Here is an 18074-nt window from a genome sequence, read left to right on the forward strand (position 1 = left end):
CCCGGAGTGTCAGACTGACGTCCGGAATATGTACATTGCACCCAAAGTGCGATCTGAAAACAACGCCTGCGGTCTGGGTTCTTGGCGGGACCCCGACTGGGGCGATCGGCTGTCCGGCCTGGTCAACGGCTCGTCGCGCTGCTGTGTGAACAGCATGGAGGGCGGGCCGTTCCGGATTTCGAACGGGACTTTCACGGACTTGGCGGCGCCTCGTGCAAGCTTCTGAAAATCGCTATCTGTCTACCAAAACTGCATAAAGTTTGCGCGAGGTGTATGCGGAGCAGCGGTTGCGGACGCTTCGGTTTATTCAGCCGCCCGGGGGGTGGCTCATTTCCGTTGATGCTAAATGTGCTCCGATTGGGTGGTCAACCGTGACCAACGCCACACCCATTCGGCGATGGAACGCTGTTTGCGGAAACGTCCTGTCCCGGACGGGTTCACCCTGCCCTGGGGCCTTTCGCCCGGATCAGTTCGAGCGCTACGGGCCGGCGTCGTTCACCGCGCCCCGTCAACCAACCGGCGCGCGGCCACCTCCGCTCCGTCGGTGCGGAGTCGGCTTCCCAGGGACTTCGCACGCGCCCGGGTCTCGGGTGACAGAGCGGTCTTGAGCGCGATGCCCAGGGATTCGACGGTGGTGGTCGGGGCATCGGGGGCCGCGCCGAGGCCCAATGCCGCCACCCGGCCGGCCCAGTACGAGTTGTCCGACAGTTGGAGAGGTATCACCACTTGTGGCACGCCCGCCCGGGCCGCCGTCAGCGTCGTACCCGCGCCGCCGTGGTGGACCACGGCGGCCACCTTGCCGAACAGATTCTGATGGTTGACCTCGCCGATGGCGAAGCAGTCGTCCCCGTCGTCGACGAGATCCAGGTTCGCCCAACCGCGGGACACGAGCACGCGGTGCCCCTGTGCGCGGATCGCCTCGACGGCCATGCCGCCGATGCCTTCGGCCGGGGACAGACTGCCGAAGCCCACATAGACCGGCGGGGTGCCCGTGTCCAGGAACCTCGCCAAGTCCGCCGGGAGGGGGCGTTCGTCCGGATGGGTCCATGCGCCTGTCTGTACGACGTCGAGGCCGGGGGTCTCCTGCCACGATCCCAGGACCGGGTCCGCCGCCAACCATGGACGGTCGGTGAGGATGTGATCGCGCACGTTGTTCACCAGCGGCAGACCGAGCGCTGCCCGGTGCCTGTTGAGTGCCTCGCCGAACTGCGCGTTGACGTTCTGGGCGTCCAACTCCCACAGTGTCCGGTTGTCGGCGGCCTCAGGCTCCGGCCAGCCGGGCCGCGGCGGTGGCGCGTGGTGCGGCGACGGCAGGTGGACCGCCGCATAGCTCACGTACACGTAGGAGATACCCGCGGCCTCGGCCACGGATCGCGCCGCGACTTGCCCCAGACCTGCCGCCACCACCACGTCACATCCGTCGAACGCCGCAGGGAAGGTGTCGAACTGCGTCTCGACCAACTCGTTCCTGTAGCGGGCCAGGTCCGTCGCCGAGGGCAGGGTCTTCCCGCGCATCACCTCCCTGACAGGTGGCCCGACCGGCACCAGCCGCACTCCGATTCCTGCGAGCCGCTTGGCGAACTCCTCGTCCGGCGGGGCGCACATCCTCACCGCCGCGCCGAGAGCCCGTAGTCGCACCGCGAGTGCCACCAGCGGTTCGACGTCGCCACGTGTCCCGTATGTAGACAACAGCAGCCGCATTCAGCGTCCTCTTTCGTCGGGAATGATCGGCAGCAGTGTAGGTCGCGTGTCGACCAGGGTGGGCGATGGTCGCCTCTCGTCATCGTGCTTGGTCGCGTCGGTCAACTCGGCTGTTTCGCAGCGGATTTGTGCCTTCGGGAGTTACTGGGAACAGCCGTCTCAGTGGCTACGGTGCGCGCCGGCCCGCGTGGGCCGGAGGTTCGGCGCCGACCGGCTCTGGGCAGTCTGTGCTCGGCGAGGTGTGCAAGATCCCCCATCGTCCACACAACCGGAGTGCTACGCGATGCAGAGTTCGTCCACACCCGTACCTGATGTCTCGGTCATCCTGCCCTGCGCCGGACACGGAACACGCTTCGGGGCGCCCTACCCGAAGGAGTTGCACTGTCTGGCTCCTGGGGTCACCGTGCTGGACCGCAGCCTGGAAGCCGTCGTCGAACTCGCCAAGAGCGGACTCAACGTGCGCCTGGTCGTCGTGTTCGCACCACACAAGCTGGACACGGTGAGTTATCTCGCTCGCTATGCCGACATCTTCCAGATGGTCTTCGTCTACCAGGACGAGTCGTTCGGGCCTGGCCTCGACGGGGCGATCCGGTCCGCCCTGTCGATGACACGGGGGCCGGTGGCCCTCGTCCTTCCTGACATCGTTGTCGCGGGGTCGGATGCGCTGGGCACGCTCCTTGACGCCTTACGGCAGGTGGAGGTGGCGGGCTGGAGCGTAGTGGCCGCCGAGGAGCGGGATCACGACACGCTGCGGCAGATGGGCGCGTTGGCCGTGGCCGAGGTGGGAGGCGTCCTGACCGTGGGGGCGGCCACCGACAAGCCGGTGGATCCCTCGGGCTTCAACGCGTTCTGGGGCATGGTGGCGGTCACCGAGAGCGAGGCGCACAAGCTGCCCGACGTCGTAGGCGTGGGAACGGCCAACCCCTTGGCCGGTGCGGTCGCCCTCATGGTGGAGGGGATCGTCAACTACAACACCCCCACGGGCTGACTTCCCGGGCGCCGACGAGTTCGTCCGCGGTCGGCACTGCGCACGCGCGATGTCGTGTGTCCGTCATGAGTCTTGCCGCTCTTCCCTTCGGGGCAGTACGCTCCCCGCAGAATTGAAGTTGGTTCAACCTCCGTCTTTCGTGCGCGACCCGGCGCCCGGGTCGCCGTGGGACGACGACCCTCACGGCTGTCCGACCCGACCGACCACGCGCGGCATCGCGCCGAGGGGAGCCGCACATGTCCACCCAGCTGACGGATCCTTCGCTGTACCGCCTGTCCGAGTCCGCGGCGAGGCGTCTACGACGGCCGCTCTTCGGCCACGTCATCACCAGTGAGACCGTCGCCTCGCTCGAAGAGGCGACGATGCCCAGCGTGCGGAGCGAGGTGGGAGCACCATGACGCCGACAGTGGAAGCCGACTGGGTGGTCGTCGGTGGCGGCAGCGCCGGGAGCGTGCTGGCGGCGCGTCTGAGCGAGGATCCGGCCAGCGAGGTCGTGCTGCTGGAGGCCGGGCGCGACTGGCGGTCCGCCGACGCTCCACCGCAGTTGCGCAGTATGAACGGCTGGCGGGCGTTGGACGAGACGGCCTGCGCGGAGTTCCAGTGGCCAGGTCTTACGTCACGGCGCAGCCGCGCCCAGGCGCCGCGGCCGCATGTGCGCGGACGGGGCCTCGGCGGTTCGTCGTCGGTCAACGGCATGATCGCCTTCCGGGCCATGCCGGACGACTACGACCGGTGGGCGGCGTACGGCTGTCCCGGCTGGTCGTACGCGGACATGCTGCCGTACCTGCGACGCATGGAGAGCGACGCGGACTTCGGCGACCGCCCTCACCACGGCGATCACGGACCCGTACCGGTGCAGCGGCTCGGCCGCGAGGACTGGGGCCCTGCCGACCACGCGCTCGCCGAGGCCGCGCTGGGACGTGGCCATCCCTGGTGCGACGACCACAACGGGCCGACGGGGACCGGTGTCTCGCCGTACGCCATCAGCTCCCGCGACGGCGCGCGGGTCACGACCAACGACGGTTACCTCGAGCCGGCCCGACAGCGCCCCAACCTGCGGGTGTTCGGCGGCGCGACGGTGGACACGGTGCTCATCGAGGGCGGCAGGGCCGTTGGGGTGCGAGTGCGCCGGGGGAACGACTGGACGGAAGTCCGTGCCCAGCGGGTTGTCCTGTGCGCCGGAGCGGTGCACTCTCCGGCGATCCTGCTGCGGTCCGGCATCGGGCCGGACGGCCCGGTGGCGGCGCTCCCGGTCGGTGAGGGGATGCAGGAACATCCCCTGGCGCTGTTCTGGCTGTACGCCCGGCCCGGGATCCATCCCGACGTCGATGCCCGGCAGACCAACTGCTGTCTGCGCTACTCCTCCGGACTGGAGGGAGCGGGTGAGAACGACATGATGATCGTCTCGATCAACCAGACGCTCGCCCTTCCGGACCTCGGCGACTCGCATCTCGTCGCGGAAGGCACCGGCGGAACCTGGGGCGGCGCAGGCGGCGGCCACACGGCGGGCGGTCCTGGCCTGCTCTGTCTGTGGGCGAACCAGCAGTTCTCGCGCGGTGTGCTGCGCCTGGCCTCCGCGGACCCCGACGTGCATCCGGTGATGGACCAGGATCTGCTGAGCCACCGTTCGGACCTCGTCCGGATGCGCGACGGCGTCAGGCACTGCGTGGAGTTGCTGCGCAGCGGACCGTTCGACACCGCCTTCGAGCACATCGCCATCGACATCACCGGCCGGGGCCTCGACGCGCTGTCCGACGACGCGACGGTCGACCGCTGGCTGATGGAGACCATCGGCGACACCGGCCACATCTGCGGAACCTGCCGCATGGGCGCGCCCGACGACCCCCGGGCGGTGGTCGATCCGTCCGGCCGCGTCCTCGGCCTCGACGGGCTCTGGGTCGCCGACGCCTCCGTGTTCCCGGAGGTGCCGCGGGCCAACACGAACCTGCCGACCATCGCCGCCGCGGAACGGCTGTCGGACCTCATCCGCGGACGCCTCGCCGGCCCCGTCGCGGGCGAGAGCGCCGTCACCCCGGCGTAGTCACGATCACGACCGATGCCGGAGGGCTCATGGCCGCATCACATCTTCCCTTGGCCGCCGCACCGCTGGTCATCGGTTCGTCGACGCTGCGGAACCGGCTGGTCGCCACGGCCCACGCCAGCGGTTTCGTACGGGACGGGCTGCCGGTTGGCGGCGACGCCGAGTACTGGGGCCGTCTGGCGGCCGGTGGCGCGGCGCTGCTGGTCTGCGGCGGTACGACGGTGGCGCCGGAGTCCGCGCCGCGGCAGGGGAACATCCTTCAGCTCCATCGTCCGGAGGCGGTGGGTCCGCTGCGGGAGCGGGTGGAGGCCATGCACGCCGAAGGCGCGGTCGCCGTCTGCCAACTCGTTCACCTCGGCCGGGAGACGCTCGGAGCGCAGTCGTACTACGCACCGGTCGCGCCCGCGGCCGTGCGCTCTCCCCGTGAGCCGACGGCGCCGCGTGCTCTGCTGGGCAGCGAGATCGACGAGGTGGTGGAGGCGTTCCGGGTATCGTCCGCCCACGCTCTGGAGGCGGGGTTCGACGGCATCGAATTGCACGCCGCTCACGCCTATCTGCTGGAGCAGTTCCTCTCGCCGCGCACGAACCCGCGCCGGGACGGGCTCGAGGTACTGGAGCGGGTGATCGCCGCGATTCGAGGGCTGTCGGCCGACGCATTGCTGGGCATCCGTTTCAGCGTCGACGCCTCGGAGGACGTGGCGCTGACGCCGGACGAGCTGGCCGCGCTGCTGCCGGCCGTGGATCCGCTGGTCGACTACGTCAACGTCACCGTCGGGGTGCGAACCACGTACGTCCGTGACATGGCCACCGAACGCCCCCCGGTCCTGGACGATCTGGCGCGTCTGCGGCCACTTGTCACCCGGCCGCTCGTGGCGTCCCACGCCTTCCGCACCGCGGCCTCGATCGGCGACGCCCTGGCGGCCGGAGCCGATCTGGTGGGGATGGCGCGCGCACTCATCGCCGATCCGGACCTGCCGCGCAAGGTGCTCACCGGCCGTGCGGCGGAGGTCCGGCCCTGCGTGGCCTGCAACGAGGACTGCCGGACGTTCGACCCGGTGCTGCTGTGCGTGGTCAACCCGGACCTCGCGCCGCCCGGCGAACCGCGGCGGCCCGCCGCACCGCTGGTGCGCGCGTGGGATCCGGCACTGGCAACCGCACAGCGCGTCGCCGTCGTGGGGGCGGGGCCCGCGGGCCTGGAGTGCGCGCTGAGTCTCGCCCACGCCGGGGTGGCGGATGTCGTTCTCTTCGAGGCCGCCGACCGGCTGGGCGGGCAGCTCGCCACGGCGGCTCTGGCGCCCCACCGCACCGGTTGGGCCGCGCTGCTCGGCTTCTACGAACGGGGGCTGTCCGCCGCGGGTGTCGACGTACGTCTGGGGCAGACCGTGGAGCCGGGCGCCGAACTCGAAGGATTCGACGCCGTGGTGCTGGCCACGGGCGCGGTGGAGACATCGCCGCTGCTGGCGGCCGGTGCCATGGCCTCGTCGGTCGCGTTGGCGCGGGGAGTTCCGTCGCTGGCAGGTGCCGCGCAGGTGCTCGTGGCCGACGACGGGTTCGGCTGGTGGCCGGGGTGCGACGTCGTAGAACTGGCCGTGGCCGCAGGGGTTCCCCGCATCACATTCGTCACCCCGGGAACGGCCTTCGCCGGGGCGATCCCGCCCGAGAGCCGCGTCCAGTTGCTGGAACGTCTGTCGGGCACCTGCGAACTCGAGATCCTGCCGCTGTGCACGGCGACCGGCATCAGCCCCGAGGGCGTCACCGTCGCTCACCGCACCTCCGGAGGGACCACCACCGTGCCCGCGGACCGGGTCGTCGTGGTGGGGGAGCGCCGCCCGCACGGCGCCCTGGACTGCGCCGCCCCCCTGGTACTGACGGTTGGCGACGCCGTGGTTCCGCGACGTGTGGCGCACGCGATCGCCGAGGGGCGGGAGGCCGCAGTCACGGTCGCCACCGCCGTACGACACCGTATGCCGCGCAGACGTGCTTGACCATTGCGCCCGATCGAACCAAACTGATATTGGTTCAATGTGGTTCACTCATATGCATGAACGATGACAGCGAGAAGGTCGTGATTCTCGGAGCGATGTCGAAGCTCACGGTGGTACCGGCATGATGCGTACTGGGCGGGAGATCCGGGTCAGGACGTACCCGGTCGGCGGCGTCAGCCCGGACGACTTCGAGGTGGTCGAGGTCCCCGTGGCCCGGCCCGGGCCGGGGCAGGTGCTCGTACGCAACACATGGACATCGGTGGACCCCGGCCTTCGGCTGCGGCTGCGTCCCGACGCGCCCTCCGGCTATTTCGCCGCCTTCGCTCTCGGCCGCGCCATGGACGGCATCATGACAGTGGGGGAGGTGGTGGAGTCCCGGGCCGAGGGCTTCGCCCCGGGTGACGTGGTGTGGCACGCCCAGGGCTGGCGCGAGTACGCCGTCGTGGACGCGGGTGCCGAGCAGCTCAGCGGACTCGGCACCCTGACACGCCTGGACGTCGATGAATGCGAGCCACGGTGGTATCTCGGCCCGCTGGGCGGTATGGGTCTGACGGCCTACGCCGGTCTGCACGTCGTTGACGCGTTGCGCGGTGGGGAAACGGTCTGGGTCTCGGCTGCCGCGGGGGCGGTGGGCAGCCTGGCCGTGCAGATCGCACGGCTCATGGGCAACCGGGTCGTGGCCAGCGCGGGCACCGACGACAAGGTCGACTGGCTGCGCGACCGCCTGGGCGCCGACGCCTTCAACTACCGGGTGGGGGACATCGAGGCGAGGCTGGGCGACATCGCGCCCGACGGAATCGACGTCTATTTCGACTCCGTCGGAGGGACCCACCTCGAGGCCGCCCTGTCCCACTTGAGGAGGGGTGGGCGGGTAGCGATGTGTGGCTCGATCTCGGAGTACGAGTCCGGCTCGGCCGGGCCGCGGAACCTGTTCCTCGCGGTGTCCAAGGACCTGACCCTTCGTGGGTTCCGCGGGAGCAGCAACCTGCATCTCATGGGGCAGATGCGACGCCGGATGACCGGGTGGCTGCGCAGCGGCGAGCTGGATTATCGCGAGACGGTTTTCGCGGGTCTGGAGTCGGCTCCGCATGCGCTGACGGAGATGATCGCCGGCCGGACGGCTGGAAAGACGCTCGTCAGCCTCGGCTGACTCGATGGGGGGACTGGGGCGGTCGACGCGGCGCAGCGCGTCGATGAAGAAGGTGTTGCGGCAGTACGCCATGACGGTTTCGTGGAAGCGGCTGTTGAGGTCGTACGGCTGGGCGTTGCCGATGGTGCGGATATCACCGTCGACCAGGCGCTGTTGCTGGGCGCGGACCGCTTCTACGGCGTCGCGGTCCAGGACGAAGCCGGGTTCGAGGACGGCGGCGGGCTCGATGGCCAGGCGGAAGCGGTAGCCGTCCTGGTAGGCGTCGAGCGAGGTGAGCATCGGTTAGCTTGAGCTGCTCGGCGAGCGCGCGCTCGACCAGGCGGGTGCCGACGGGCGGCTGACCGGTCGCGATGTGCTCCACGATGCGGGCCGCCGTGCGGCGCGTCAGAGGAGTGGGCCCGGAGTCCGGGGCCATGGTGCGTGCCTCCGCGAGGGTGCCGGGGTCGGCCGGGACCGGAGCCGGTCCCGGCCGCCGACGTCATGGAGCGACGGAGTACACGTGTTCGACCTGCGGCGGAGCCGCGAAGTGCGGCCCGGCGAGCGCCCGCCACTGGGCGAAGCCGTCGGAGCCGCGGAAGGTGACGGTGTGGTGCTCGACCGTCTCCCACCGGACCATGAGGCGGTAGCGGGTGGGGTGTTCGACGCTGCGGTGCAGCTCGACGCCGTGGCAGCCTTCGGCGCCGAGGAAGTGGGGGCGGGCTTCGGCGAAGGCCCTCTCGAAGTCGTCCTCGTGGCCGGGGAGGATCTCTATCTGGGCGATCTCGATGATCACGGTGTGGTCTGTCCCTTCTCTCAACTGCGCGCCGATACAGCCTTGTTGTGCTCGGCGTCGACGCGCGCGGTGACACCCGTCTCCACGAGGGTGCGGGTGGCGTCGACCGAAGCGTAGATCCACAGGATCCGCATGGGCTCGGTGGCGGAGGCGTTGCGGAAGCGGTGCGGGGTGCCCGCCGCGACGTAAGTGGTGTCGAAGCGGGTCACCTCGTGCTCGACCCCGTCGATCTCGACGATGGCGTCGCCTTCGAGGATGGTCACGCTCTCGGGGCAGTTGTGGGTGTGCGGCGGGATGCCGGCGCCGCCCTCGAAGAGGGTCTGGCCGGTGAGGAAGACCTCGGCGCCGACCGCCTGGGTGACCAGGGGGATGGTGCGGGCGCCGCCGCCGCGGCTGAAGGCGGGCAGTTCGGCGGGGCGCAGGACGGCGGGCGGGAAGGCGCCGCAGCAGGGCTGGTCGGCGTCGTCGGGAGTGTCGGTGGTGCTCATGAGGTGGTGCTCCGTTTCCGGTGTGCTCAGTCGGCCGCGGGGCCGATCCAGACCGTCTTGGTGTTGGTGAATTCGCGGATGCCCTCGGCGCCGAGCTCGCGGCCATATCCGGAGCGCTTGATGCCGCCGAAGGGCAGGCGGGGGTCGGAGGCGACCATGCCGTTGATGAAGACGGCGCCGGCGTCGAGGACCCTCGCCAGGTGGCGGGCGCGGTCCAGGTCGGAGGTCCACAGCGCGGCGCCCAGACCGTACTCGGTGCGGTTGGCGAGGGCGATGGCCTCGTCGGCGTCCGCGGCGCGGGTGATGGCGGCGACGGGGCCGAAGGTCTCCTCGTCGAAGGCGGCCATGCCGGGGCGGACGCGGTCGAGGACGGTGGGCGGGTAGTAGCAGCCGGGCCCGTCGGGGATCCGCCCGCCCGTCTTGAGGACGGCGCCCGCGGCGACGGTGCGTTCGACCTGGTCGTGCAGGGTGGCGCGGAGGTTCGCGCGGGCCATCGGGCCGATCGCGGTGTCCGGGTCGGTCGGGTCGCCCACGGTGAGCGCGGCCGCCCCCTCGGTGAACGCGGCCACGAACGCGTCGGCCACCGCGTTCTCCACGATGAACCGCTTGGCGTTCACGCAGGACTGGCCGACGTTGACGTACCGGGCCTTGACGGCGGTCGCGGCGGCCTGCGGGATGTCGGCGTCGGCGAGGACGACGAACGGGTCGGAGCCGCCGAGTTCGAGCACCTGCTTCTTCAGTACGGCCGCGGCCTGCGCGGCGACGATCGAGCCGACCTCGGTGGACCCGGTGAGGGTGACGGCGGCGACGCGCGGGTCGGCGATGATCCCGGCGACCTGGTCGACGTCGATGAGCAGGGTCCGGCACAGACCCTCGGGGGCGCCGGCCTTGCGGACGACCCCCTCGACGGCGAGGGCGCACTGCGGCACGTTGTTGGCGTGCTTGAGCAGGGCGCCGTTGCCCGCGGCCAGGGCGGGTGCGGCGAACCGGAAGAACTGCCAGAACGGGTAGTTCCACGGCATCACCGCGAGGACCACGCCCAGCGGGTCGTGGACGACGGCGCTCTCGGTGGCGTTCGAGGCGACGGGACGGTCGGCGAGCTGGGCTGGGGCGTGGTCCGCGTAGTACTCGCAGGTGAGCGCGCACTTGCCGATCTCGGCGCGCGCCTCGGTGATCGGCTTGCCCATCTCGGCGGTGATGAGGGCGGCGTAGGTGTCGCGGCCCTCGCGCAGGACGCGGGCCATCTCCCGGAGGAGCGGGGTGCGTCCGGCGACCGTGTGGCGGCGCCAGGCGGCCTGGGCGGTGGCGGCGGCTTCGAGGATGCCGTCGACCTCCCGCGCGGACTGCGGGGCGTAGTGGGCGAGTTCGGCGTCGGTGGCCGGGTTGTGGGAGGTGATCATCAGAGGCTGTCTCCGGTGTGCGCGAGGGTGTCGATGGTGCGGCGGATCTCGGCGGCGAAGGCGGCGGTGTCGAGGGTGCCGCCGATGTCGCGGGTGCGGGTGGCCGGGTTGTCCAGGACGCTCTCCACGGCGCCGGTGACGAGGGCGGCGGCGCGGGCGAGGCGGTCGTCGCCGTCGCGGTGGCGGAGGAGCGGAACGACCAGGTCGCGCAGCAGGCCGTTGTCCTCGTGGCAGGAGACGGCGCACCCTCCTCAGGGTGCGAGCGCGGCAGCCTGTTCGGGGGTGAGGGGGCGGGTGCGGTGGCCGCGGAGGAGGAGGTGGAGCCGGGCGGTCTCCTCCAGTTCCTCGGTGGCGTCGGCGGCTTGTTCGAGGCCGGCTCCGGCGACGACCGGGCCGTGGTTGGCGAGCAGCACCGCGTGGTGGGTGCGGGCCGTCCGCTCCGCGAGCGGTTCGAGGCGGTCGTCGCCGGGTGCGTGGTACGGCAGCAGCGGCAGCGTCCCGATGCGCATCGCGTAGTACGCGGTCAGGGGCGGGAGGGCGTCCGTGGGGTCGACGTCCGCGAGGCAGGAGACCGCCGCCGCGTGCGTCGAGTGCGTGTGGACCACGGCGTGGGCGGTGGGCCTGGCGCGGTAGAACGCGGCGTGCAGGAAGGCTTCCTTCGTCGGCCGCGGGCCGTCGAGGTGGCGGGCCCGCACGTCCGTGCGCGACAGGCCGTCCTCCGTGAGGTTGCCCAGGCTCGACCCGGTCGGCGTGAGGAGCAGGGTGCCGTCGGCGAGGCGGACCGAGAGGTTGCCGGTGGAGCCGTGGGTGAGGCCGCGGGCGAACAGGGAGCGGGCCGTGCGCACGATCAGGGAGCGAACCGCCGCTTCATCGGCGTACGGGGACATCAGGAGGTCCCCTTCAGGGCGCGGACGAACAGGTCCGGGGCGCCGAAGTTGCCCGACTTGAGCATCAGGGCGAGGTCGCCGTGGGGCGTCGTGGCGCGGGTCCACGGGACGCCCGGGTCCGCTTCGTCCGCGACCAGGACGGTACGGATGGCCAGGGCGGTGGTCACGGCACCAGAGGTCTCGCCGCCGGCGACGAGGAGGCGGCGCACGCCCCGTTCGACGAGCTGGGCGGCGAGCGCACCGAGCAGCGCCTCCACCTGGGCGGCGGCCTCGGATACCCCCAACTGCCTCTGGACAGCGGCGAGTTCGTCGGGTGAGGCGGAGGCGTACACGAGGACGGGCAGCCCCGGGTCCTGGGCGTCGTACCAGTCGAGCGCCTCCGTGACGACGTCGCGTCCGGCGGCGGCCGCGAGCACGTCCAGGTGGAGACAGGGCAGTCCGGCGGCGTAGAAGTCGGCGATCTGCTCCAGCGTGCGGGCCGAGCAGCTGCCTGCCAGGACGGCGGACCGGCCCCCGGCCGGGAGCGGTTCGGTGACGGCCGTGCCCGAGGCCGGGTAGCCGTGGCCGAGTCCTTCGGCCAGGCCCGCGGCGCCGGTGACGACGGGCAGTTCGAGCGAGGCGGCGCCCAGGACCGCGAGGTCGTCGTCGGTGAGCGCGTCCGCGATCACATGCCGTACGCCGCCGCGCTCATGGGCGAGCAGTGCCTCGCGGACGGCGTCGACGCCGGCCCGGACCGTGGTCAGCGGGACGAGGCCGACGCGGTGCTCGGTCTGCGCGGCGAGCAGGCGCGGCAGCGACGAGTCCGTCATCGGGTTGAGCGGGTGGTGGCGCAGCGGCGAGTCGGAGAGCAGCTGGTCGTGGACGAACAGGTGGCCCTGGTAGACCGTGCGCCCGTTGGGCGGGGAGGCCGGGCAGGCCAAGGTGAGCGGCGCCCCCGCGGCGTCAAGGAGGGCGTCGGTGACCGGACCGATATTGCCCTCGGACGTCGAGTCGAAGGTGGAGCAGTACTTGAAGTAGATCTGCGCCGCGCCCTTCGACCACAGCCAGCGCTGGACGTCCAGCGACTCGGTGACGGCCTCGTCGGCGGGTGTGGAGCGGGACTTGAGGGCGATCACCGCGGCGTCGCAGTCGGCGGGCAGCGGGGTGCTGGCGTCGGGCACGCCGAAGACGAGGGCGGTGCGCAGGCCCGCGCGTCGGAAGGCGGCTGCGACATCGGTGCCGCCGGTGAAGTCGTCGGCTATGCAGCCGATGCGCAGGGTCATGGGTAGGGCTCCTCTGGCACAGGGGGAAGCAGTGCGGGGGAGGGCGCCGGTCAGGGCGGTGAGGGCGCCCGCCCCACGGTCGGGGGAGGTCAGTGCTGACCCGCGCCCGCCTCGATCGCCTTGACGGCGGCGGCGGTGAACTCGGTCGTGGACGCGGAACCGCCCAGGTCACGCGTGGAGGTGCCCGATGCGATGGCCTGCGCCACACCCGCCTCGATGATCTTGGCGACCTGGGCCGGGGCAGGGTCCTCGTGGCGGGCGGCCAGCCACTCGAAGAGCATCGCGGCGGAGAGGATCATGGCGACCGGGTTGGCGATGTTCTGCCCGGCGATGTCGGGGGCCGAGCCGTGCGACGCCTGGGCCATGGCGCGGTCCGCGGAGGCGTTGATGGACGGGGCGGTGCCGAGCGAGCCGGAGATCTCGCCGGCGAGGTCGGAGAGGATGTCGCCGAACATGTTCTCGGTGACGATGACGTCGAAGTCCTGGGCGCGGCGCACCAGGTGGACGGTCATGGCGTCGATGTGGAAGTCGTCGACCGTGACGTCCGGGTACTCCTTCGCCACTTCCCGGCAGACGGTCCGGAACAGGCCGGTCGTCAGCTTCAGGACGTTGGCCTTGTGGACGATCGTCAGCCTCTTGCGGCGTGAGCGGGCCAGCTCGAAGGCGACGCGGGCGACGCGCTCGGTGGCCTCGCGGGTGATGATGCCCAGCATGATCGCTGTGTCGGGGGTGGGCATGAACTCACCCGTTCCCGCGAAGGTGTTGCGGTCGGCGTAGAAGCCCTCGGTGTTCTCGCGAACGATGACCAGATCGGCGTTGTCGCAGACGGCCTTGGCGCCCGGGAACGACTTCGCCGGGCGGATGTTGGCGAAGAGCTGGAAGTGCTTGCGCAGGGTGCCCGAGGGGTTGAGCGCGGACTTGTGCGGCTCGGGGTAGGACACCGAGTCGTGCGGGCCCAGGTACCAGCCGTCGAGGTCCGCGAGGGCGGAGGTGGTCTCGTTCGGGACCGGGGTGCCGTGGGTCTCGATCGAGGACGAGCCGAGGGGCAGCGTGACCCAGTCGATCATGGTGCCGGTGGCGCGGGCCGCGGCGGTGGCGATCTCCACGGCGGACGGGACGATCTCGGGGCCGATGCCGTCGCCCTCCAGGACGCCGAGGCGGTAGGTGGTGCTCATGTGGGTTTCCTTTGCGGTGAGTCGGTGTCCGGTGATGTCAGAGGGCGGCGTCGTGCAGGGCGGTCCAGGAGCGGGCCGCCGCGCGGGCGCTGGCGCCGTCCTGTACGTGCTCGAAGGTCAGCCAGCCCGTGAAGCCGCCGTTGTGCAGCGCCCGCAGGAGGGCTGGCAGCCGGGGGTCGCCGACGGTGAGCGGGCCGCGCCCGGCGGCGGAGGCGAGCTGCACACAGCCGGTCGTCGTCACGTGCTCGGCGACGGCGGCCACCGGGTCGAGGCCCTCGGCCTCCAGGTGGTGCGTGTCCAGGACGAGTCCGGTGGGCCCGTCGAGGGTGGCGGTGAAGGCGAGTGCCTCGTCCGGGGTGTGCCACAGCGACGTGTTGGTCCGGGCCTGCGGTTCGATCAGCAGCCGGGTGCCCAGCGCGCCGGCCTCGGCGGCGAGACGCCGCACCGCCTGCTCCGCCCAGTGCCGCTGCGGTTTCTCCAGGCCCGGCAGAAACGTGCCGCGGGACTGGCCGAGAGTGACCGGGACACCGAGCGCGGCGGCCAGCCGGGCCGCGCCGAGCAGCCGGTCCAGCGCGTGCCGGCGCACGTCGGGAGCCGGGTCGGTGAGGCTCAGACCGTCCTGCGCGGTGACCGGTCCGGTGCCCAGAGCAGTGATCCGCAGCCCGGTGGGACCGACCGCCGCGAGCAGCCGGTCCGCGTCACGGGCGCCGACGTCCCGCACCTGGACCTCCACGCCGTCGTAGCCGAGCTCGGCCAGTTGGCGGGCTGCCTCGGCGAGCGGCGCGTCGAAACCGAGCGGCATCGGCGTACGGCAGTCGTCGGACGAGACGGTGTACGCCAACGGCCAGGGCAGGGCGTCGAGCCGGCGGGTCACGGCGCGACCTGCGCGGGCATCTCGGGTAGCAGGGCTGCGCGCAGTTCCCGGGCGGCGGCGCCGGCCCCGTCCAGGACCGGCAGGCCAAGAAATTCCGACAGGGCGGGCCCTGCCGGGGCCAGGGAGTACTGCGCGAGCAGCACGGCCTCGACGCCGTCCGCGCCGGAGGTGCGCAGCGCGTCCACGAGGTGGCGGGCCGCGTCCCGCGGCGTCGCGGCGGTGGTGGCCGTCTCGCTCAGCACGGCGGTGATCCGGGCCGGGCGGTCCGGCCTCAACCGGGCGGTCAGGGAGTCGAGTTGAGCGACAGCGGCCGGAACGGCCGGGGGAGTGGAGGCGGCGACGGCGAGCCGGCCGTAGGGCCCGGTGAGTGCGGCACGGAACATCGATTCGTCCGACTTCAGGACGGGGATCTCCCACAATGTGCGGGCCGCGTCGACGACTTCGCCGTACGAGGAGCAGGTCAGCAGGATGCCCTGGGCGCCGCCCTCGACGGCGTGGCCGATGAGGCGCAGCATGCGGCGGCGCAGGGCGGGGATGAGACCGCCGGCCTCGCGGGCGTCGTCCAGAAGCCGGTCGTCCAGCAGGTTCCAGAGCAGGGCCTCGGGAAACTCCCGGGCGAAGGTGTCCTCGGCGATCCGGGCGGCATCCGGAACGGCGTGAATCATGGCGATCAGGGGTGGGTGGTGCACCGGGGTTCCCCTCTACCGGTTCGTCCGGCTCTTCCGGTTGGCGGCACTGCTTGATTCGGTGCCGCGGCGCCACTCTAAGCACATCCGATTCACCGGTCAACCGGTTAACCGGATGAGCGTGCGGGGAGCCGCCTCCAAGGTCACCCCTGGGAAGGCGAGCCCCGTCGGGCCGGGCCGGACTGTGCTGGTGAGGGCCGGGCCGTGCCGGACGGTGCCGGGCCGGGGCCCGCGCCGGTCAGTCCTCGGCGCGCTGCTCCAGCGCTTCGCGCAGACGGCGGGACGCGCCCCGCATGTGCCGGGACATGGCCTCCCGGGCGGCCTGTCCGTCGCCCTTCTCGACCGCCTGGAAGATCGGCACGTGGTCGTCGTAGGCGACCTCGCGCGTCCGTACGGCCCCGGTGCGCTCGACCCAGCCGCGCTGGATCATCGCGCGCATTCCCCTGAGCATGTCACGCAGTACCGAGTTGCCGGACAGCTCGGCCAGGGCTGCGTGAAAGGCGGTGTCGGCTTCGGCGAACTCCGTGTCCGGGCACTCGCGCATCGCCCTGAGCCGGGCGCGCAGCAGCTCCACGCCCGCCTCGTCGCGCGCCTCGGCGGCGAGTCCCGCGACGACGACCTCCAGTTCGGCGCGCGCCTGGAGCATGTCCTTCGCGCCGCGCTCACCGAGCACCAGGCCGAGTTCGAAGAGCCGGTAGAGGACGTCGGAGTCGGTGCCGCGGAAGTAGGTGCCGCTGGACTGCCGGATCTCCAGCAGGCCCAGGAACCCGAGCGATTTGATGGCCTCGCGCACGGTCGGCCGGTTGACCCCGAGCATCTCGGTGAGCCGGCGCTCCGACGGGATGCGGTCGCCGGGCTGGACCGCGCCGGACATCAGGTACTCGATGAGGCGGCGCGAGACCTCGGCGGCCAGCGGTTCCCGCGGCTCGACCGTGATCCTCGAGAGTTCGGCCATGACATTCCTCGCTTCGGCGGGCAGGTCCGGGACGGGCCGGCGGCGGTGTCCTGAAGGGCTTCGGTGGCACCCCCATGAGGGTCTTCACGGGACGTCGGCGGCACGTGGACAGGACTTCGGTATTGACGAATCAGCCAGGAGTCTAGTTACCTACCGGCCGACCGGTAAACCGGTTAGCCGCCACTGGCCGTGCCGCACGAACCCTGAGCCGCCCCCGCAGGTTCGCCCTCCCGCACGCCCGGTCATCAGCCCCGCGCGGATTCGCGCCGTACCCGGCCGCCTTCGACGGTGGCCTCGGTCCCGCCTCAAGGAGCAACGATGCTCGCCGTCCTCGGCTTCGCCACACCGGGCAGCTTCATGCTGCTCGTGATGCGCAAGCACCTCTCCGCGTTCACCGCCATCATGCTCACGCCCATCGCCGCCGCCGTCACCGCCGGCAAGGGTGCCAAGCTCGGCGACATGATCATCAACGGCCTGGACACCGTCGCCCCCACGGCGGCCCTGCTCCTGTTCGCCGTCCTCTACTTCGGCCTGATGATGGAGGCCAAGCTCTTCGACCCGATTTCGGCGTTCATCATCCGCGCCTCCAAGGGCGATCCGGTCAAGATCGTCGTCGGCACCGCCGTGCTCACGCTCCTCGTCGCGCTCGATGGCGACGGCACGACCAGCTACATGATCGTCTGCTCGGCGTTCCTGCCGATCTAATCGGCCCCATGGCGCTCACCTGCCTGGCCATCATCGCCGTCGCCTACTGGCTCGGCCTGGGTGAACGCCGCAAGCTCGCCCCCGAAAAGCTGGCCGCCTACCAGCTCGAGGTCGCCTCCGGTGAAGCGATCCCGAGGGTCGAGGTCACATGGCGCATGTGGGCCAACGCCGCCCTCACCGTGCTCCTGATGGCCCTTCTCATCCTCGAAGTCGCCGAGTTGGTCGTCCTGTTCATGGTCGCCTTCGTCATCGCGCTGCTCCTCAACATCCCGTCCATCGAGAAGCAGCAGGAACTCATCAAGCGGCAGGCCGCCAACGCCGTGCCCGTCATGATGCTCGTCCTGGCCGCCGGCATCTTCACCGGCATCATGACCGACGCCGGAATGATCAAGGCCATGGCGAACGCGGCCCTGTCGATCGTCCCCGACACCTGGGGCAACCTCGTCCCCCTCTTCACGGCCGTTCTCGCCCTGCCGTGAGGCTTCTTCATGTCGAACGACGCCTACTGGTTCGGCGTCGTACCTGGCCTGGCCGAATCCGCGAGCCACTACGGCATCCACGCCAACGAGATCGCCCGCGTCGGCGCCATCGGTCAGATCCTCCACAGTATGGGCCCCACCTCCGCGCCGCTGTGGGTCCTCCTCGGCCTGGTCAAGGCGGACCTCGGGGACTTCCAAAAGGTCGCCATGCGCTGGGGCGTGCCCGTCTCGCTCGCCTACATCGTGTTCGCGCTCGTCACCGGCGCCATCACCATCGCCTAGGAGTGCGGGCGCGTTGAGGGCCGGCCGCGCGGCGCCCCGTCCCCAACGCTGTCCTCTACGGGCACTGGAAGTGCCCTTACTGGCCCGAGAATGGTCCGGATCCTGGGATCTGGACGCACCAACTTCCTTGCCCAGGCGCCGGGGTGCGGCGTGATGTGCGTGGGAGTCGTGAAGAGTTCTCGCGCGATTCTCGGGATTCGGTTACGGGAGCGGAAGACTTGGAGGGCTCACTCGGCGCTTTCGA

Annotated in this window: 20 protein-coding genes; 9 read left to right on the top strand and 11 right to left on the bottom strand. The window is 71.2% G+C overall.

Annotated elements, in window-relative coordinates:
- Positions 1-495 precede the first annotated feature (495 nt).
- Positions 496-1701 (bottom strand): glycosyltransferase, encoded by a 1206-nt coding sequence (locus ACZ6TD_RS38080; protein WP_471345393.1) that lies wholly within the window; start codon positions 1699-1701, stop codon positions 496-498.
- A gap of 283 nt (positions 1702-1984) precedes the next feature.
- Here ACZ6TD_RS38080 and ACZ6TD_RS38085 point away from each other — a divergent pair, with 283 nt between their 5' ends.
- The 6 genes from ACZ6TD_RS38085 (at position 1985) to ACZ6TD_RS38110 (ending at position 8156) form a co-directional block, all read left to right on the top strand.
- Positions 1985-2689: an NTP transferase domain-containing protein gene (locus ACZ6TD_RS38085; protein WP_471345395.1), complete on the top strand. Its 705-nt coding sequence runs from the start codon at positions 1985-1987 to the stop codon at positions 2687-2689.
- A 236-nt stretch (positions 2690-2925) separates the two neighbouring features.
- Complete coding sequence (locus tag ACZ6TD_RS38090) at positions 2926-3087, top strand: hypothetical protein (RefSeq protein ID WP_471345397.1); 162 nt, start codon at positions 2926-2928, stop codon at positions 3085-3087.
- On the top strand, positions 3084-4730 hold the full coding sequence (locus ACZ6TD_RS38095) for a GMC family oxidoreductase (protein WP_471345398.1): 1647 nt from the start codon (positions 3084-3086) through the stop codon (positions 4728-4730). The genes ACZ6TD_RS38090 and ACZ6TD_RS38095 overlap by 4 nt, the downstream gene beginning before the upstream one ends.
- A 29-nt stretch (positions 4731-4759) precedes the next feature.
- Complete coding sequence (locus ACZ6TD_RS38100) at positions 4760-6715, top strand: oxidoreductase (RefSeq protein ID WP_471345400.1); 1956 nt, start codon at positions 4760-4762, stop codon at positions 6713-6715.
- Between the two features lie 121 nt (positions 6716-6836).
- The gene (locus ACZ6TD_RS38105; protein ID WP_471345402.1) at positions 6837-7865 is read left to right on the top strand and encodes an NADP-dependent oxidoreductase; all 1029 of its coding nucleotides are present in this window, start codon (positions 6837-6839) and stop codon (positions 7863-7865) included.
- 81 nt (positions 7866-7946) lie between these two features.
- Positions 7947-8156, top strand: coding sequence for a hypothetical protein (locus ACZ6TD_RS38110; protein WP_471345403.1), 210 nt, complete (start codon positions 7947-7949; stop codon positions 8154-8156).
- Between the two features lie 187 nt (positions 8157-8343).
- Here ACZ6TD_RS38110 and ACZ6TD_RS38115 read toward each other — a convergent pair whose 3' ends face one another.
- From ACZ6TD_RS38115 to ACZ6TD_RS38160, 10 genes are all read right to left on the bottom strand, one after another.
- Positions 8344-8637 (bottom strand): antibiotic biosynthesis monooxygenase family protein, encoded by a 294-nt coding sequence (locus tag ACZ6TD_RS38115; protein WP_471345405.1) that lies wholly within the window; start codon positions 8635-8637, stop codon positions 8344-8346.
- A 20-nt stretch (positions 8638-8657) separates the two neighbouring features.
- Positions 8658-9125, bottom strand: a complete 468-nt coding sequence (locus ACZ6TD_RS38120) for a cupin domain-containing protein (protein ID WP_471345407.1) — start codon at positions 9123-9125, stop codon at positions 8658-8660.
- A 26-nt stretch (positions 9126-9151) separates the two neighbouring features.
- Positions 9152-10525: an NAD-dependent succinate-semialdehyde dehydrogenase gene (locus ACZ6TD_RS38125; RefSeq protein WP_471345409.1), complete on the bottom strand. Its 1374-nt coding sequence runs from the start codon at positions 10523-10525 to the stop codon at positions 9152-9154.
- The gene (locus tag ACZ6TD_RS38130) at positions 10525-10653 is read right to left on the bottom strand and encodes a hypothetical protein (RefSeq protein WP_471345411.1); all 129 of its coding nucleotides are present in this window, start codon (positions 10651-10653) and stop codon (positions 10525-10527) included. The genes ACZ6TD_RS38125 and ACZ6TD_RS38130 overlap by 1 nt, the downstream gene beginning before the upstream one ends.
- 123 nt (positions 10654-10776) lie before the next feature.
- Positions 10777-11412, bottom strand: coding sequence for a 3-oxo-tetronate 4-phosphate decarboxylase (gene otnC / locus ACZ6TD_RS38135; RefSeq protein WP_471345412.1), 636 nt, complete (start codon positions 11410-11412; stop codon positions 10777-10779).
- Positions 11412-12674 carry a 3-oxo-tetronate kinase gene (gene otnK, locus ACZ6TD_RS38140; RefSeq protein ID WP_471345414.1) on the bottom strand — a complete coding sequence of 421 codons (1263 nt, stop codon included), beginning with the start codon at positions 12672-12674 and terminating at the stop codon, positions 11412-11414. Before otnK ends, otnC begins: the two co-directional genes overlap by 1 nt.
- An 89-nt stretch (positions 12675-12763) precedes the next feature.
- The gene (locus tag ACZ6TD_RS38145) at positions 12764-13849 is read right to left on the bottom strand and encodes an isocitrate/isopropylmalate dehydrogenase family protein (RefSeq protein ID WP_471345416.1); all 1086 of its coding nucleotides are present in this window, start codon (positions 13847-13849) and stop codon (positions 12764-12766) included.
- A gap of 37 nt (positions 13850-13886) precedes the next feature.
- Positions 13887-14723, bottom strand: coding sequence for a sugar phosphate isomerase/epimerase family protein (locus ACZ6TD_RS38150; RefSeq protein ID WP_471345418.1), 837 nt, complete (start codon positions 14721-14723; stop codon positions 13887-13889).
- A complete protein-coding gene (locus tag ACZ6TD_RS38155; protein WP_471345419.1) occupies positions 14720-15412 on the bottom strand; it encodes an aspartate/glutamate racemase family protein in 693 nt (230 codons plus the stop codon). Before ACZ6TD_RS38155 ends, ACZ6TD_RS38150 begins: the two co-directional genes overlap by 4 nt.
- 235 nt (positions 15413-15647) lie before the next feature.
- Entirely contained in the window at positions 15648-16364 is a 717-nt protein-coding gene (locus ACZ6TD_RS38160) for a FadR/GntR family transcriptional regulator (RefSeq protein WP_471345421.1), read from the bottom strand.
- Positions 16365-16682: 318 nt separating this feature from the next.
- Here ACZ6TD_RS38160 and ACZ6TD_RS38165 point away from each other — a divergent pair, with 318 nt between their 5' ends.
- The 3 genes from ACZ6TD_RS38165 to ACZ6TD_RS38175 are packed head-to-tail and all read left to right on the top strand — an operon-like array spanning position 16683 to position 17830.
- Positions 16683-17069, top strand: a complete 387-nt coding sequence (locus ACZ6TD_RS38165) for an SLC13 family permease (protein WP_471345423.1) — start codon at positions 16683-16685, stop codon at positions 17067-17069.
- 8 nt (positions 17070-17077) lie between these two features.
- Positions 17078-17548: a hypothetical protein gene (locus ACZ6TD_RS38170; RefSeq protein WP_471345424.1), complete on the top strand. Its 471-nt coding sequence runs from the start codon at positions 17078-17080 to the stop codon at positions 17546-17548.
- Positions 17549-17557: 9 nt separating this feature from the next.
- Positions 17558-17830 carry a hypothetical protein gene (locus tag ACZ6TD_RS38175; RefSeq protein ID WP_471345426.1) on the top strand — a complete coding sequence of 91 codons (273 nt, stop codon included), beginning with the start codon at positions 17558-17560 and terminating at the stop codon, positions 17828-17830.
- Positions 17831-18074 lie beyond the last annotated feature (244 nt).

This window comes from Streptomyces yongxingensis, assembly GCF_055597465.1.

Excerpts from the sequence above, each read along its gene's own strand:
- ACZ6TD_RS38080 (WP_471345393.1), bottom strand. The coding sequence starts at position 1,701 with ATGCGGCTGCTGTTGTCTACATACGGGACACGTGGCGACGTCGAACCG.
- ACZ6TD_RS38085 (WP_471345395.1), top strand. The coding sequence starts at position 1,985 with ATGCAGAGTTCGTCCACACCCGTACCTGATGTCTCGGTCATCCTGCCC.
- ACZ6TD_RS38090 (WP_471345397.1), top strand. The coding sequence starts at position 2,926 with ATGTCCACCCAGCTGACGGATCCTTCGCTGTACCGCCTGTCCGAGTCC.
- ACZ6TD_RS38095 (WP_471345398.1), top strand. The coding sequence starts at position 3,084 with ATGACGCCGACAGTGGAAGCCGACTGGGTGGTCGTCGGTGGCGGCAGC.
- ACZ6TD_RS38100 (WP_471345400.1), top strand. The coding sequence starts at position 4,760 with ATGGCCGCATCACATCTTCCCTTGGCCGCCGCACCGCTGGTCATCGGT.
- ACZ6TD_RS38105 (WP_471345402.1), top strand. The coding sequence starts at position 6,837 with ATGATGCGTACTGGGCGGGAGATCCGGGTCAGGACGTACCCGGTCGGC.
- ACZ6TD_RS38120 (WP_471345407.1), bottom strand. The coding sequence starts at position 9,125 with ATGAGCACCACCGACACTCCCGACGACGCCGACCAGCCCTGCTGCGGC.
- ACZ6TD_RS38125 (WP_471345409.1), bottom strand. The coding sequence starts at position 10,525 with ATGATCACCTCCCACAACCCGGCCACCGACGCCGAACTCGCCCACTAC.
- otnC (WP_471345412.1), bottom strand. The coding sequence starts at position 11,412 with ATGTCCCCGTACGCCGATGAAGCGGCGGTTCGCTCCCTGATCGTGCGC.
- otnK (WP_471345414.1), bottom strand. The coding sequence starts at position 12,674 with ATGACCCTGCGCATCGGCTGCATAGCCGACGACTTCACCGGCGGCACC.
- ACZ6TD_RS38145 (WP_471345416.1), bottom strand. The coding sequence starts at position 13,849 with ATGAGCACCACCTACCGCCTCGGCGTCCTGGAGGGCGACGGCATCGGC.
- ACZ6TD_RS38160 (WP_471345421.1), bottom strand. The coding sequence starts at position 16,364 with ATGGCCGAACTCTCGAGGATCACGGTCGAGCCGCGGGAACCGCTGGCC.
- ACZ6TD_RS38165 (WP_471345423.1), top strand. The coding sequence starts at position 16,683 with ATGCTCGCCGTCCTCGGCTTCGCCACACCGGGCAGCTTCATGCTGCTC.
- ACZ6TD_RS38170 (WP_471345424.1), top strand. The coding sequence starts at position 17,078 with ATGGCGCTCACCTGCCTGGCCATCATCGCCGTCGCCTACTGGCTCGGC.
- ACZ6TD_RS38175 (WP_471345426.1), top strand. The coding sequence starts at position 17,558 with ATGTCGAACGACGCCTACTGGTTCGGCGTCGTACCTGGCCTGGCCGAA.